This window comes from Anabaena catenula FACHB-362, assembly GCF_014698735.1.
GTDB classification, from domain to species: domain Bacteria; phylum Cyanobacteriota; class Cyanobacteriia; order Cyanobacteriales; family Nostocaceae; genus Anabaena; species Anabaena variabilis_A.
This window is the reverse complement of the sequence record NZ_JACJTQ010000009.1, coordinates 73,740-89,026: the sequence shown is the minus strand read 5'-3', so window position 1 is coordinate 89,026 and position 15,287 is coordinate 73,740. Positions and strand designations below refer to the sequence as shown.

At 40.7% G+C, this 15,287-nt stretch carries 11 protein-coding genes; 5 read left to right on the top strand and 6 right to left on the bottom strand.

All coding sequences use genetic code 11. The features are described from left to right. Positions 1-208: 208 nt before the first annotated feature. The gene (locus tag H6G68_RS08650; protein ID WP_190906260.1) at positions 209-1,423 is read left to right on the top strand and encodes an FAD-dependent oxidoreductase; all 1,215 of its coding nucleotides are present in this window, start codon (positions 209-211) and stop codon (positions 1,421-1,423) included. A 334-nt stretch (positions 1,424-1,757) separates the two neighbouring features. Beyond that, positions 1,758-2,285, top strand: coding sequence for a single-stranded DNA-binding protein (locus tag H6G68_RS08645; RefSeq protein ID WP_190906259.1), 528 nt, complete (start codon positions 1,758-1,760; stop codon positions 2,283-2,285). An 88-nt stretch (positions 2,286-2,373) separates the two neighbouring features. Here the strand turns inward: H6G68_RS08645 and H6G68_RS08640 are convergent, their stop codons facing one another. The 5 genes from H6G68_RS08640 to H6G68_RS08620 all read right to left on the bottom strand — a co-directional run bounded on the left by H6G68_RS08640 (position 2,374) and on the right by H6G68_RS08620 (position 8,815). Then, a complete protein-coding gene (locus H6G68_RS08640; RefSeq protein WP_190906258.1) occupies positions 2,374-3,252 on the bottom strand; it encodes an NAD(P)-dependent oxidoreductase in 879 nt (292 codons plus the stop codon). A gap of 324 nt (positions 3,253-3,576) precedes the next feature. Beyond that, the gene (locus H6G68_RS08635; protein WP_190906257.1) at positions 3,577-4,782 is read right to left on the bottom strand and encodes a class I SAM-dependent methyltransferase; all 1,206 of its coding nucleotides are present in this window, start codon (positions 4,780-4,782) and stop codon (positions 3,577-3,579) included. A gap of 362 nt (positions 4,783-5,144) precedes the next feature. Further along, complete coding sequence (locus tag H6G68_RS08630) at positions 5,145-6,428, bottom strand: dicarboxylate/amino acid:cation symporter (RefSeq protein WP_190906256.1); 1,284 nt, start codon at positions 6,426-6,428, stop codon at positions 5,145-5,147. A 185-nt stretch (positions 6,429-6,613) separates the two neighbouring features. After that, positions 6,614-7,153, bottom strand: coding sequence for a GAF domain-containing protein (locus H6G68_RS08625; protein ID WP_190906255.1), 540 nt, complete (start codon positions 7,151-7,153; stop codon positions 6,614-6,616). A gap of 477 nt (positions 7,154-7,630) precedes the next feature. Further along, entirely contained in the window at positions 7,631-8,815 is a 1,185-nt protein-coding gene (locus tag H6G68_RS08620; protein ID WP_071189466.1) for an NAD(P)H-quinone oxidoreductase subunit H, read from the bottom strand. A gap of 454 nt (positions 8,816-9,269) precedes the next feature. Here H6G68_RS08620 and H6G68_RS08615 point away from each other — a divergent pair, with 454 nt between their 5' ends. From H6G68_RS08615 to H6G68_RS08605, 3 genes are all read left to right on the top strand, one after another. Then, positions 9,270-11,159: a M48 family metallopeptidase gene (locus tag H6G68_RS08615; protein ID WP_190906254.1), complete on the top strand. Its 1,890-nt coding sequence runs from the start codon at positions 9,270-9,272 to the stop codon at positions 11,157-11,159. A 5-nt stretch (positions 11,160-11,164) separates the two neighbouring features. Then, the gene (rsmH, locus tag H6G68_RS08610; protein ID WP_190906253.1) at positions 11,165-12,070 is read left to right on the top strand and encodes a 16S rRNA (cytosine(1402)-N(4))-methyltransferase RsmH; all 906 of its coding nucleotides are present in this window, start codon (positions 11,165-11,167) and stop codon (positions 12,068-12,070) included. Between the two features lie 231 nt (positions 12,071-12,301). Beyond that, positions 12,302-13,786, top strand: a complete 1,485-nt coding sequence (locus tag H6G68_RS08605; protein ID WP_190906252.1) for a glycosyl hydrolase family 57 — start codon at positions 12,302-12,304, stop codon at positions 13,784-13,786. 97 nt (positions 13,787-13,883) lie between these two features. Here H6G68_RS08605 and H6G68_RS08600 read toward each other — a convergent pair whose 3' ends face one another. Beyond that, on the bottom strand, positions 13,884-14,693 hold the full coding sequence (locus tag H6G68_RS08600) for an exosortase-dependent surface protein XDP2 (RefSeq protein ID WP_190906251.1): 810 nt from the start codon (positions 14,691-14,693) through the stop codon (positions 13,884-13,886). Positions 14,694-15,287: the final 594 nt, after the last annotated feature.

Genomic DNA, 15,287 nt, shown 5'->3' with positions numbered 1-15,287 from the left:
TAATTACAGCAGAATTCAGGAGTCAGGAGTCAGGAGTCAGGAGTAAAACTGGCTTGCTGTCTAGGTTTGAATTTTGATTCTGTACCTCATTGATCTGCAATCTGCTATAGGTTTTTATATCGTTCTCCAGATGCCAAGGTCTAATTTATTAAAATTATTGTTACAGGCTATAATTGGAAATTGCCCTCCTTAGTTTTCAGGAGGTTTTATGAATGATGCTCACGAGATCGTAGACGTAATAACTACAGATTGTTGCATTGTTGGTGGTGGACCGGCAGGGGCTGTACTTTCTCTGCTGTTAGCGCGTCAGGGAATTTCGGTGATGCTGCTGGAAGCACACAAGGATTTTGACCGGGATTTTCGAGGTGATACTATTCACCCTTCGGTAATGCAGATTATGGAAGAGTTGGGTTTGAGCGATCGCATTTTACAACTACCTCACACGAAAATGCACCGCCTTCAGATACAAACTCCCCAAGATACTGTGACTTTAGCAGATTTTAGCCACCTGAAAACCCGCTACCCTTATATCATGATGCTTCCCCAAGTAAAATTCTTGGAGTTCATCACCCAAGAAGCCCAAAAATATCCCAATTTTCACTTAGTCATGGGTGCAAATGTCCAAGAACTAATTGCAGAAAATGGCGTAATTCAAGGTGTGCGTTATCGTGGACAAGGTGGCTGGCATGAAGTCCGAGCTATACTCACAATTGGTGCAGATGGACGACACTCACGCTTAAGGCAATTAGGCGGCTTTGAGTCAATAGAAACTTCATCACCAATGGATGTGCTTTGGTTTCGTCTTCCCCGTCAGTCAGAAGAAATTGCGGGAGGAATGGGGCGCTTTGGGGCTGGTCACATTGTTGTTATGCTCAATCGTGGTGAAGAATGGCAAATTGCCTATGTTATTCCTAAAGGTGGTTATCAACAACTGCGTGCCGCTGGTTTAGAGGCGTTGAGAAAGTCTATTGTGGAGATAGTACCAGAATTAAATAATCGTATCCAAAATTTGCAAGATTGGTCACAGGTAGCTTTTCTCTCAGTAGAGTCTAGCCGTGTTCAACGCTGGTATCTTCCCGGACTGCTACTCATCGGTGATGCTGCCCATGTCATGTCCCCTGTAGGTGGTGTGGGGATAAACTACGCAATTCAAGATGCTGTGGTGACTGCAAATGTACTCACTAAATCTCTCAAGCAACGTTATGTAGAAGTCAGCGATTTAGCCCAAGTGCAGCAGCGTCGAGAGTTACCTACACGTCTGATTCAAGCTTTTCAAAGTTTCATTCAAAAACAGATTTTTACCCCAATTCTGACGGAAAATCAAACATTTCAACCGCCCTTGTTGCTGCGTTTACCTATCTTACGCGACCTGCCGGCACGGTTAATTGCTCTAGGTGTTTTTCCAGTTCATGTCCAGATTTAATCTTTTAATGGTAAATTAGTACTACTCAATGCAGAATAAAATGCTCGTTTCAGTCAGGTGCAGTTCATGAACAGCTATTAATAGTTGTTCAAAGTTCTCACTTGACTTTTGTGATTAAATGTGATTTTAATCCCCTGCGATGAAGTTCAGGAGTGCCAAGTGCTACTCCCTTCCCACTAAAAGAATACGGTTTAAATAAACCGCAAAGACGCAAAGAGCGCGAAGGAAGAAGGAAGAAGATAGCTAATCTTACACTGGTAAGGGAGTAAGTAACCCCATAGATAAATCTAGGGGATGGAAATATTGTAAAGTTTGACTGAATGAGGAGAAATATATGAACAGTTGTATTTTAATGGCAGAAATTTATGACGCTCCCCAACTGCGTCACACACCCGACGGGTTAGAAGTTACGGAAATGATCGTTCATGTTCCGGGAGTGCGTCCAGATGACCCTTCACACCCTTTGAAAGTTGTCGGCTGGGGTAATTTAGCGAAAGAAATTCATCAAACTTACCAATCAGGCGATCGCGTAATCATCGAAGGGCGCTTAGGGATGAATACTTTTGATCGTCCCGAAGGTTTCAAAGAAAAACGTGCTGAGTTGACAGTACAACGTATTCATGCTATTGGCAAAAGTATGAATCCGAGTCCACAACCAGTGGCGACTGTAGCACCACCAGCACAGCGTCCTCCAGAGACATACCAATCAACCCAGCCAGCACCAACCCCAGCGACAACTTTTACAGGTACAGTACCCCAGCCAATCACCCCCGAACCCACTTATCAACCGGCAAATGTTGAACGTCAATCCTATCAGCCTGTAACAGAAGCCGAACCTGATCCCGATGACATTCCATTTTAAGAGGAGCAGGGGGGCAGAGGGGGAGAATAACTTCTACTGATTTTTATTACCTGCCTTCTGCCTTCTGCCTTCTGCCTTCTGCCTTCAATCACCCACCACTAACTTCACCCCATTCCCGAATTGCGGGAAAGACGGAAGAGTAATCATCTTCTGGATATGACATTTTCATTGCTGATTGTAAGATATGCCTTACACCCTCAATACTGCTGAGATTCAAACCAAGGGATTTAGCTTCAGAGATAAATAAATCTATTTCTTTGATCAATTGTTTTGTAGGCAAATTCGCTTTAGTGTAATTGCCATCTAACATCCGTTTCAGGTTTTGATCAAAGGTAGGCGCGTACAGTTTACTATCGCGCAGGATTCGCATAAACAAGTCTATATCAATGCCTTGCATTTGGACAAAAGCCAAACTAAGGGCAAAGCTAGTAGTGAGGGAAGCAATGAGTTGATTTAGTGCCAGTGTCAGCGCTGAGGCAGATCCCACAGGACCGATGTGTACTGGTTCGGGGCCAAAATGTTGCAGTAAATTGACGTGACGTTGATATTGTTCTGGTTCCGCACCTACCATCACAATTAACTTGCCAGTTTCTGCTTCCGGGATACTACCGAGTACTGGCGCTTCTATATATTCACCACCTGCCGCAACTACCGCATCTCTGATTTCTTGGCTTTCTGGAGGAGTCAGCGTCCCCATTTGGATGACACTGCGCCCTGATAAAGTGTGCCAACTGGTATCTGTGAGCAAGACATGATAAATAGCTGCGGCATTAGATAGCATAAGAACTATACAATCAGCAGAGCAAATCGCTTGCCGTGGTTTTGTGACAATTTCTGCCCCTGCTGCTTGTAGTGGTGCTAATTTTTCTGGGGTGCGGTTGTAGGCCACTAGCTCTACATTTGCGGCTAATAACCTTTGAGCCATCGGTAGTCCCATCAATCCAGTTCCCAGAAATGCAACCTTCATGTTTTACGTTCCTTTGTCATTGGTCATTAGTCATTGGTCATTGGGGAATGGGAACCGGGAATAAGTAATTATTTGATTATTTATTCGCCCCATCTCCCCATCTTTTCATTTTCCAGACATCAGCCACCTGCGGCAAAAGTAGCCATGATTATAATTGAAAGCAGGAGTCCGGGACTAAGTAGAGTTACTAGCACAAGTAGGTCGTGAGCAGTCATAGTTATTACTAAATTAAGGTTTGAGAGTTCAAGGTAATCACTGTTATGCTAGTCTAATAAAGACTGATACAGGATTCTTAAATAGAGTTTTAACCTTTTACCTTCACCTCTACCCAGGTGTGGTTAATCCCTTCAAGCATTGCAAGGCTTCTTTTGCCGTTAATTCCTTGCTTTGAACCAGAACTCCAAAACTGCCCAGTCCCGTGGGTGAAATTAGTTGGTGTAATGTTTCCCGTCGGTTTAGCACTTGTGATAGGGGTTGGTTTTGAGATGAAAGGGCAGCTAGTCGTTCACCTAACCCCAACGCCATCAAAAATAAACCTTGTTGTGTCCAACCAACTGAATTTAAACCGCACTTTTTACCCCAAGATTCCAAAGCTGTAAAATCAACATGAGCGGTGATATCTTGTCGCCCAATATTGATGTAAGGATTATCATGATAACGATGATGGTAGTAGCACTGTAGTGTTCCTTGCGATCGCCTGGGGTTATAATAACGGCTGGAAGGGTAGCCATAATCAATTGTTAACACATACCCGCGTTGCAAGCAGTCTGCCACTATACTCAACCAGTCAAGAGCAGCTAAATTAATTTCACTGCGATAACCATCTGCATAAGTACTTTGGCTTAATTCAATTTCCACCAAATCAAAATATGCTGCTAACTGCGGCGTAGATGGTTCACCTAATACTTCAATAAATTCAATATTTGACTTCTCCCCTAATAGGGAAGGGGTTTCGGGGGTTAGGTTCTGCGAAGTAGTCACATAAATTTCTCGCAATTCTCCTGCTTCTAGGGTGAATTGATGGACTGGAAAAGCATCTACTAATTCATTAGAAAAAAAGCAGCCAATAATTGAGTTGGGAGCTATTTCTTCCAAATTGCACCAACGAACATTTTGGTCTTGTAACCTTTGCTGCTGTTCTTGCCTTAAACTTGGCGATTTCTCAATAATGATGTATTCCAGTACGGTAAAAAAATCTGGGTGCTGTAATTTTAGGTAATTGAGGATATGAGATGCCAAAATACCAAAACCTGCTCCCATTTCCACCAAAGAAAAAGGCGTTGGTTGCCCTAAAATCTGCCACATCTGGAAAAACTGCACAGCCAGTAATTCGCCGAAATCATTCCCAAGACTGGAAGATGTGAAAAAATCACCACCTCGAAACCCAATTTTGACTGTATCACTGGAATAGTAGCCATATTCTGGGTGATATAACACCATATCCATGTATTCAGCAAAGGTAATTCGTTTTTGCGGATTAGTGATAATGCGATTGGCTAGAGCTTGACACAGTGCGGGATGGGAATCCATAAAATTTGCAATTTCAGGTAAAATATTCAGGACGGACAGACGCGAGGAGTGGGGGACGCGGAGACAGTGTTTATCCCATTTATAGGGTTGATACAATATAGACAGACGCAAAAACACCTCTGTCACCTGCTGTAAGTGTCGATATTAGTATTTAGGGCTTGCTGAATAAAGATAAAACCTAGATGAATCAAGGGATTCAGGGGTAAAAAAGGGTAAGAAGGTGCAAGCAATAGACATTAAAACCATCAAAAACTGCTCACTTTTCCCTCTAGATAAACTATTCTCAGCTGCTTCTAATTCTTCCTCCTGACTCCTGACTCCTGACTCCTGACTCCTAACCCCTAACGGAAAGACTTTTACGCCTACGGCACGCTACGCGAACAGCAAACCCTATTTAGCGGCTTCTTACCATCAAGCAAGCAGCTGACAGTCATATCGCCCATAACATTAATAGCAGTGCGACAACGATCTAAGAACCAATCCACTGTCACTAGCAATGCTATGTATTGAGTAGGCAGACCCACAGAAGTAAATACAAGGGTCATTGTTACTAAACCAGCTTCTGGTATACCAGCTGCACCAACAGAAGCAAAAATAGCTGTGATGACAACAATCAACTGCTGTGGTAGAGAAAGATGTAAACCCAATACTTGGGCAATAAATAGTGCTGACATTGCTTCATAGAGGGCAGTTCCATCATTGTTAAAATTACTACCAACTAGCGCCCCCAGAGAAGCAGAAGATTCCCGCAAACCGATTTTAGATAGCAAAGCCTCAAAAGTAATTGGTGTTGTGGCTGTTGAGGAAGCTGTGGAAAAAGCTGTTAATAAAGCTTCTGAACCGCCTGCTAAGAAGTTTTTGGGAGTTACCCAAGAACCAAATTTCACTCGCAGCAAGTAATAACAGGCTTGTAAACTTAAAGCTAACAACACAGCTAAAATAAATGCTCCCAAGGATTTAAAGGGGGCAAAGCCTTGAAGGGCAACAGTTTTAGCAACGATGCCAAAGACTGCTAATGGTACTAAAGCTATAGTCCAGTGGAGGATGCGGATAACTGCCTCAAATAATATTGTAATTACCCCCTCTATTGCCTGGTAATATGTTTTGCTTTCCGCTATTTGTTGTGCTTTCAAGGCACGCAAAACTACGCCGAAAGCTAAGGAGATAAAAATCAGTTGAATGACATTGTTGTCAACCAGAGGTTTGAGGATAGAATCTGGTACGATGTCCTGGACTAGTCCCCAAGGGTCGAGAGTTTTGCTAGATGCTTCGGTGCTAGAGGGTGCAGAAAGGCGACCCCATGAACCTGGTTGTAAAACGTTGGCGACGAAAAGACCGATAAAAATGGCTACAGTGGTATTGGTCAGTAGTAGCACTGTTAGACGACGACCGGATCTACCTGGGATATCAGCGGTGAGAAAGGCGTGGAGTACGGCTAACATAATTAGTGGTGTTGCCAAAGCCCGCAGCGCCTTGAGTATTAAGTTACAGGGAATTGCTAAATGATTGATATAGTCGGCATTATTTGCGGCTTGGCTACTTAGTAAACTTCCTATGATTACAGCCAGGATAATTGCGATCGCTATTTGCAATGCTAAAGGAATATGCTTCCATGAAAGGTGTTTTTTCAGCGCCACTTTATCCATGCTTGGTTTCCCGCAGATCAGGTTTGTGATTTGGAATCTGACAGAAGTGGTTTAAAGCACCCCTTCGATTTGTTTGTCTGCCCAAATCCCATCACTTATCTAATCGGTCATCAAACTTTACACTTTCACCGGATTTGTAACTTTTAGCCTCTAAATTCAAGACTTTCAAAAAGTTGTAGCCGACGTTAACTTTCTAAGATGTTAGGATCTGTAGCCAGTGTGTGGGCGGCTGTTTGCATCAATTCTATCTCTACTGGCGACCAAGCATGAGTTTTATGACACTGATGAGCTACTAGTAGCCCCCATAAACCTCTAGGAATCAAAATCGGTACAACCAAATTGGCACGTACCTGCATACTGCGGAGGAAATCGCGGTGACAAGGCGCAATAGGTTCTAACTCAATATCAGCGATCGCATTTACCCTGCCGCCTAAGTACAAAGCAGCGTATTCATTGTTAAAACAATCATCTGCTCCAGTTGAACCCAAAATTGATAATTCATCAGAAATCAAAGATTCAAATGTCACCTGACCGTACCATTGCTCATAAAAATAATATAAGACTACGCGATCAACTTGGAGTGATTCTCGGAGTTGATTTGTTGTTTGTCGAACTAACTCATCCCGCTGCATTTTTCTCACAAGGCGATTCAGCAATTTTTGCATACCCTGTTGACTATGCCGATTCGAGATGTGTTCAAATTCTGAGTGAGGGTGAATTTGCACAGGTCTAAAATAAATATTGAGTAAAGGTTATCGAATTTATATAGTAACTTATCAGACCTGTAAGGAAAAATCATCCTGAATCTAACACAAATTGTAGTAACAGCACAGAAGTTTCTGGTAGTTATGGATGGATTGATATCAATTAGATTCCCAAATATTAAAAAATAATTAATTTAATTCGGATTTATTTTTATCCAAATAATTAAGTATTAAATTTTAGTTTCTTTCTAAAATTAATTTACATATTAATTGAATTTTTTTACTTTATGTTAAGTAATACAACAATATTTTACAGCAGATTTCAGGTTACAGGAGGTACAAAATTTAAGAACAAAGCTATATAAAAAGAGAGTTGCAAAGAGAGTTAAGAGTTCTCTGCTGTATTTTCAGACACAAATAATTTTTTATCCATAAAACATAGAGACGCGAATTACCACGTCTCTAATAAAGTAAACAGCGGCGTAATGCGGCGATTAATTATCTATCAACAGATCCCATGATCACGTCAATACTACCGAGAATTACTACCACGTCTGCAACCTTCATACCCCGTAATAAATGAGGGAGAATTTGCAGGTTGTTGAAATCTGCTGGGCGAATTTTCCACCGCCAGGGGAAAACGTTATTATCGCCAACTAAATAAATTCCCAGTTCACCTTTACCGCTTTCTACACGGGAGTAGATTTCACCTGTAGGAATCTTAAATGAAGGTGAAACTTTCTTACCAATGAATTGATAATCAAAAGCATCCCACTCAGATTTTTTCCCAGCCATTAACCGCTTGGCTTCCAGGTTTTCGTAAGGTCCGCCCGGTAAACCTTGGATGGCTTGTTTGATGATTTTCACGGATTCGCGCATTTCTCGCATCCGTACCATGTAACGGGCAAGACAATCACCTACGGTTTCCCACTGTACGTCCCAGTCGAAGTCGTCGTAACATTCGTAGTGGTCAACTTTCCGCAAATCCCACTTCACACCCGAAGCGCGTAACATGGGGCCGGAAAGTCCCCAGTTAATGGCTTCTTCGCGGGTAATAGTACCCAAACCTTCAATACGACGACGGAAGATCGGGTTATTTGTAACTAGGCGTTCATACTCATCAACTTTGGGGATGAAATATTCGCAAAATTCCAAACACTTGTCTACCCAACCGTAGGGTAAATCAGCAGCTACACCACCAACGCGGAAGTAGTTGTTATTTACCATGCGATAACCTGTGGCGGCTTCCCACAGGTCATAAATCATTTCTCGTTCCCGGAATTGGTAGAAGAAGGGAGTTTGTGCGCCTACGTCAGCGAGGAAAGGGCCAAACCATAGCAAGTGATTAGCAATACGGTTTAGTTCCAGCATGATCACGCGAATGTAGCTGGCGCGTTTGGGAACTGTGACACCTGCTAACTTTTCAGGTGCGTTAACAGTGACGGCTTCGTTGAACATCCCCGCAGCGTAGTCCCAACGGCTGACGTAGGGGACGTACATGATATTTGAGCGGTTTTCGGCAATTTTCTCCATTCCCCTGTGCAGGTAGCCAATGACTGGTTCACAGTCAACGACATCCTCGCCATCCAGTGTCATAATTAGCCGCAGAACTCCGTGCATTGAGGGATGATGAGGCCCCATATTTAGCACCATTGGTTCAGTGCGGGTTTCTATTCTACTCATAGATTTGATGTTCTCCCGTTATTGCCATTTTTGAATTGAACCGCCAAGATGCTAACCAGACAAGATTTATCGGATCTGCCAAAATTTAGCTTGTAGGGATAATCTTGCTGTCTCTACAGGGTGATGTTGAAGAGAGGATAGCAGGGTCGGATTTGTACTTGATGCTTTATTTTGTTGCACTTCTTCAATTATTATAGGGAGCAAGAGATTCAAGGGATTGAGCTACAGGCAATTTTTTTATATGCGGTGTGAGGTGAAGGTGGGAAAAATATTCACCCCATTACACTAAGATTCTCTGTGGCGAAAGACAAATAGATTAAATTGATGTTGAAACTAATTAAATTCTATGGAACCAAGATTCAGAAATTAGGTCAGTAATAAAGTTTTTTAAGTATCCATATTAAATAACTCATACATAGGTTAAGCTAGTGTTTGAGCTTAGTGATATGCGAATATGGCTTTAAATCAAGAAGAATTTGATACACTGATTACTAATTTACAGCAGTATGCCCAGCAGCAACCTGGTAGTTATAAGTTGAAAGTCGGGTTGTTGGCTCTACTCGGTTATGGTTATATATTTTTCTCCTTAGTATTGATGTTGCTGGTGTTTGTAGGAATTTTAACTGTAGGATTTTATACCAGAACATTGAACAGTGTTGTGCTAAAATTAGCGTTAGTGCTGCTTGTACCAATTTTTGTGGTTTTGCGATCGCTCTGGGTGACATTTCCAGAACCTCAAGGTTTAAAACTCAAACGCCAAGAAGCCACCTATCTATTTAATTTAGTTGATAAACTCACCACTAAGTTAAAATCACCAAAATTTCACCACATTTTACTTACAGATGAGTTTAACGCTGCTGTTGTCCAAATACCTCGTTTGGGTTTATTGGGATGGCAACAAAATTACTTGTTATTAGGATTACCATTGATGCAGGCTTTATCACCAGATCAGTTTTGTGCTGTGCTGGGACATGAATTAGGACATTTATCGGGAAATCATAGTCAGTTTGCAGGCTGGATTTATCGTATTCAAAAAACTTACTATCAAATTTTAGAAAGATTACAGCAAAGTGGCGATCAATTCGGGTCTTTAATTTTACAATCTTTTTTTAATTGGTATTCTCCTTTTTTTGCTGCTTATTCATTTGTGTTGAGGCGAATGAATGAATATGAAGCAGACCGTTGTGCAGCGGAACTTGTAGGTGTAGAAAATATAGCCGAAGCTTTGATTAATGTCGATGTCAAAGCTAAATTTTTGGAGAATTCTTTTTGGCCGAGTGTCTATAAAAAAGCAGAAGAATTAGTAGAACCTCCCCAAGATGTTTATGGACAAGTATCTCTGATGTTGTTTAATTGTTCAACACAAGAAGATTCTATTCGCTTTTTACAACAGGCTTTAGCAGAAAAAACCGATCATCAAGATACTCATCCTTGTTTACAAGACCGACTGGAGTCTTTAGGATATCTGACTATTAAAAATCAAACATTAACTATACCACCACAATTTGAAATCAGTGCTGCTAGTGAATATTTAGGAAATAATTTAGAGAAGTTTACTCATATCTTTGATCAAAATTGGCAAGAAAAAATGCAAACTCCTTGGCGACAACGGTACGCCTATGCTCAAGAATCTCTACAAAAGCTTCAGGTTTTAGAAGAAAAGTCTAAAAATCAATCTTTGACTAAAGATGAAAACTGGGATATTGCTTACTTGACATGGGAATTTCGTAGTCAAGAAACTGCTATGCTTATGTTTAGAGGCATTCTGGCTGATGACGAAAATCATACGCAAGCTAATTATCTATTAGGACAGGCTTTATTAAAAAGAAATGATGATAGTGGCATAGATTATATTGAAAGAGCAATTTCTCAAGATTCAAATATAGTTATTGATGGTTGTAACCTGATTTATGCCTTTCTGAAGAGTCAAGGAAGAAATAAAGAATTAAAATCTTATCAAGAACGCATCCAGCAGCATTATGAGTTTATTTGGCTGGCTAAACAAGAGCGTTCTGATGTTAGAGCTAGTGACGAATTTAAACATCATAATTTATCTGCTGAAGTGATTGAGAATCTATGTTTACAGTTAGCTAAATATCCAGAACTCAAAAGGGCTTATTTAGTCCAAAAAGTCGTGGAATATTTTCCAGAAGAGCATTTTTATATACTTGGTGTTCAGCGCAAATGGACTTTAACAGATAGCGGTAAATACAAATTTCTCGACCAGATAATTAATGAAGTAGAATTTCCTGGCTACACTTATGTCATTATCATCAATAACGATACGAAAAATTTAGAAAAAAATCTGCGTCAAGTTCCCGAAGCAGTTATTTACCAACGATAAAATTAATGATCGAATCAGATTTACAAACACCGCTAGATTTAGAAGAAGTTGCTTTTTCTCATATTCCCGTTCTTGGTCAAGAAGTAATAATAGGTTTAGCAGTTCGTCCCGGTGGAAATTATTTAGATTTGACGGTGGGTGGTGGTGGTCACAGTCGTCTGATTTTACAAGCGGCGGAAAATGTTCAAGTTACTGCACTTGACCAAGATACAGATGCTTTAGCAGCAGCACAACAAAATTTGGCTGAGTTTGGAAAAAGGGTAAATTTTATTCACAGCAACTTTGCAAATTATGCCTTTCCCGCAAATACTTATGATGGGATTTTAGCAGATTTGGGAGTTAGTTCTTATCATTTAGATCAGCCGGAACGGGGTTTTAGTTTTAGAAATGCGGCAAATTTAGATATGCGAATGAACCAACAACAGTCTCTTACGGCTGCTGATGTAATTAATGAGTGGGATGAAAAAGAATTGGCGGATATTTTCTTTAAATATGGTGAAGAGAGACTTTCTCGAAGGATAGCGAGAAAAATTGTCGATAATCGTCCATTTCAGACTACTACAGAATTAGCAAATGCGATCGCATATTCTGTCCCTCCTAAATACCGTCATGGGAGAATTCACCCCGCTACCCGCGTTTTCCAAGCTTTGCGAATTGTGGTGAATGATGAATTAAACGTTTTAGAAACCCTGATAGAAAAAGCACCATTAGCGCTGGTTCCCGGTGGGAGAATTGTCATTATCAGTTTTCACAGTTTGGAAGATAGATTAGTGAAACACGGGTTAAGAAATTCGCCCCTGTTAAAGGTATTGACAAAAAAGCCAATTATTGCTGGTGAAGAAGAAATTTCTCAAAATGTGCGATCGCGCTCCGCTAAATTAAGAATAGCAGAAAGAGTGCTGGAAGTTTAAGAAGAGACGCGGGAGAAGGGACGCGGAGATGGGGAGACACGGGGACGCGGGGAGGAGAAGATTTATTGGTAAACAAACTTCATCAAGAAGTAGAACCCAAAGGTGGGAATATCTGGGAAGACTGCACCGATGATAATTGCTGGACTAGCCTGAGTTCGTAGTTGTTGATGAAAAAAAAATCAGATATCGGTGCAAGATTGACAGTTAGACATCGTTGCGGAAAAACCAGAAATGCTTAAACTCCTTACCAATCTCCCATCTTTACCCGAAATCATCGATGATTTACCAAATATTTCTGGTTGGGAAACAGAAGTGCTATCTGTAGTTAACCATGACGCGCCCGTATTTTTACCAACAACTAATATCAAATTAGCAGATGTCAATGCTGTATTTGCGATCGCACTGCATATGCACCAACCAACTATACCAGCTGGACATAACGGTTCATACATCAGCAATCTGCAATATATGTTTGAACATCAGCACGAAGGAGACAACCACAATGCTGGCCCCTTTGCCCATTGTTACAGCCGTATGGGAGACTTTATTCCTGAATTAGTCAATCAAGGCTGTAACCCCCGTGTGATGTTGGACTATTCCGGTAATCTTTTGTGGGGACTTCGGCAAATGGGACGGAGTGACATTCTCGACAATCTTAAACGCATCACCTGTGATTCTACTTATCAGCCTTATGTAGAGTGGTTGGGAACAATGTGGAGTCATGCCGTCATTCCTTCCACCCCTATACCAGATATTAAACTGCACATCATCGCTTGGCAACATCAGTTTGCGGCAATTTTTGGTTGGGAAGCCCTAGGAAGAGTTAAAGGATTTTCACCTCCAGAAATGCACCTACCAAATCACCCAGATACATTATTTGCATTTATCAAAGCCCTCAAAGAATGTGGATACCGCTGGTTACTTGTTCAAGAACATACGATAGAACAAATCAGTGGTGAACCTATCACCCAAAAACATCTACCACACCGTTTAATCGCTCGTAATTCCCAAGGGGAAACAATTAGTATTACAGCCTTAATTAAAACCCAAGGTTCAGATACTAAATTAGTTGCTCAAATGCAGCCATATTATGAAGCTAAAACCTTATCTAAACAACAATTAGGAAATGTTTTAGTACCACCAATCGTCAGCCAAATAGGTGATGGTGAAAACGGGGGTGTGATGATGAATGAATTTCCCAGCGGTTTCAAACAAGCTTGGGGACAAATAGGTAAAACAGGTGTTGTTGGGGTTTGTGGAACAGAATATTTAGAATTATTGACTGCTGCTGGTTGTCAACTTGAAGACTTTCCCTCTTGTCAACCAGTAGGACAACATCAAATTTGGCAGCGAATTTCAGCAGATAATTTGCAACCAGAGGCTGTAGAAAATGCTATTCAAGAAATAAAACAGATTAACCCCAATTTTCATCTGGATGGTGCATCATGGACTAATCATATTAGTTGGGTGCAAGGATACGAAAATGTTTTATCCCCCATGTATGAATTAAGCAAATTATTTCATCATAAATTTGATCAATTATTGTCTACCGACTCAGACCAACCTGTCACCAGACAAACTCACTACCGCCAAGTTTTATTACATAACTTGTTGCTGCAAACCAGTTGTTTTCGATATTGGGGACAAGGTGCTTGGACTGACTACGCACGGGAAATTTACCTACGTGGCGAAAATTTACTACAAGCTTTAGATTAAATAAAACAAAAAGCCTATAACCAGGTTACCGATATTCTTCGGTTTCCATTTATAGGCTTGATTTAATTATTGACTGAGTATCAAAATCAAATCAGTATTACTGAACAGATGCCGAAGCAGAACCCTGTTTCCACTGACGACGTAACAAACAAAGTGCAGCTACTGCACCTAAGCCGAGAATAGTTGTGGGTTCAGGTGTTGTTTTTCTCGCAATAATTTTGAAATCGGGTCCACTAAAGCTACTGTTAGCTGTGAGTCGGAGACCACTTAATTTAGTAACTCCCAACAAATCAAGATTTATACCCCAAGAACCTACCTCTTGAGCTTCCCAAATTTCTGTGGTGTCAATTTTGAAACCTGCGTAATTATTACGTGTCTGATGGATTATAGTTGGGTTAATATTACCGATCACATTTCCAGAACTATCCAGCGCTTGAATACCCAAACTACTATTCATACCCCGTTCCCAGAAAAACAGGCTATCTAGTCCTGAGTTATCTTTTGTAATCTGGCTATCAAAGAATACGTCAATTGTGAATGCACCAACATCTTCAGTATCAATGATGTTGTTTAAGTTGTTGTTACCCAAGTAAGCAGCGATCGCTACATTATCTGGAGTTTCTTCTGGTAGCTGTGGTGTGACTACATTATCTCCTCTATCTGTACTAGCCGCACCACTGTTAGGATCGTTAGTCCTGGGGGTGTTGTATTGAATAACAGCCTTGTTAATGTAGGAAAAGTTGTTAATGTTTTTTCCATTCTGGGTAATGGAATTTAAGATGATATCCTTTGTGGGATCATTACCAGTAACATTGCTGGTGAAACTTGCAGCTTCAGCTGAATTAGTGCCAGATAAAACAGCACCAAATAGTAAGCTAGTGAAGATAAATGCATTTTTAACGTTCATCAAACTTTCCTGAAACTAAAAATGGGTAATTTTTTTGAGTCGCTTGCTATATGCAATTAACCTGATTATCTTTGATACACTTCATAAATGTAATCCGAAAATATGCGGTTATAATGTTTTTGTCTAAGCACGATGCTCAAATACTTGTTATTGGGTTGATCAAGGCGGTATTAAATGTTGGAAACAGTATTAATACGTAAATAACTAAATTTGGTAAATACTGACAGTTTATTTTTTTAGGTAAAAAGATTTTTCAGGCATACATCAAGGTTACGAACTATAGGACTCCGGTTTGACTCGTGATAGGTTGCGTGGCGTAGCCATACTTACTCGTAGAGACCGGGAAAAGAGAATAGGGAACTCTTCACAGGTAAGAAGGAAAAGAAGGTAAGTAGATGAGTAGGTCGTTTTGTAAGCGCAAAGCGCAGGCCACTTTCACAAAACTCAAATAGGATGCCTATATAAATTTCAGTAATCCTTGTAGGGAAAAGAATAAAGGCATACCAGAAAACTTTTTTTGCCCTTCTGCCCTTCTGCCTTCTACCGCGCCCAAAAGGTTGATAATGCGATTGCTTCTAAATAGCTGAGTATAAT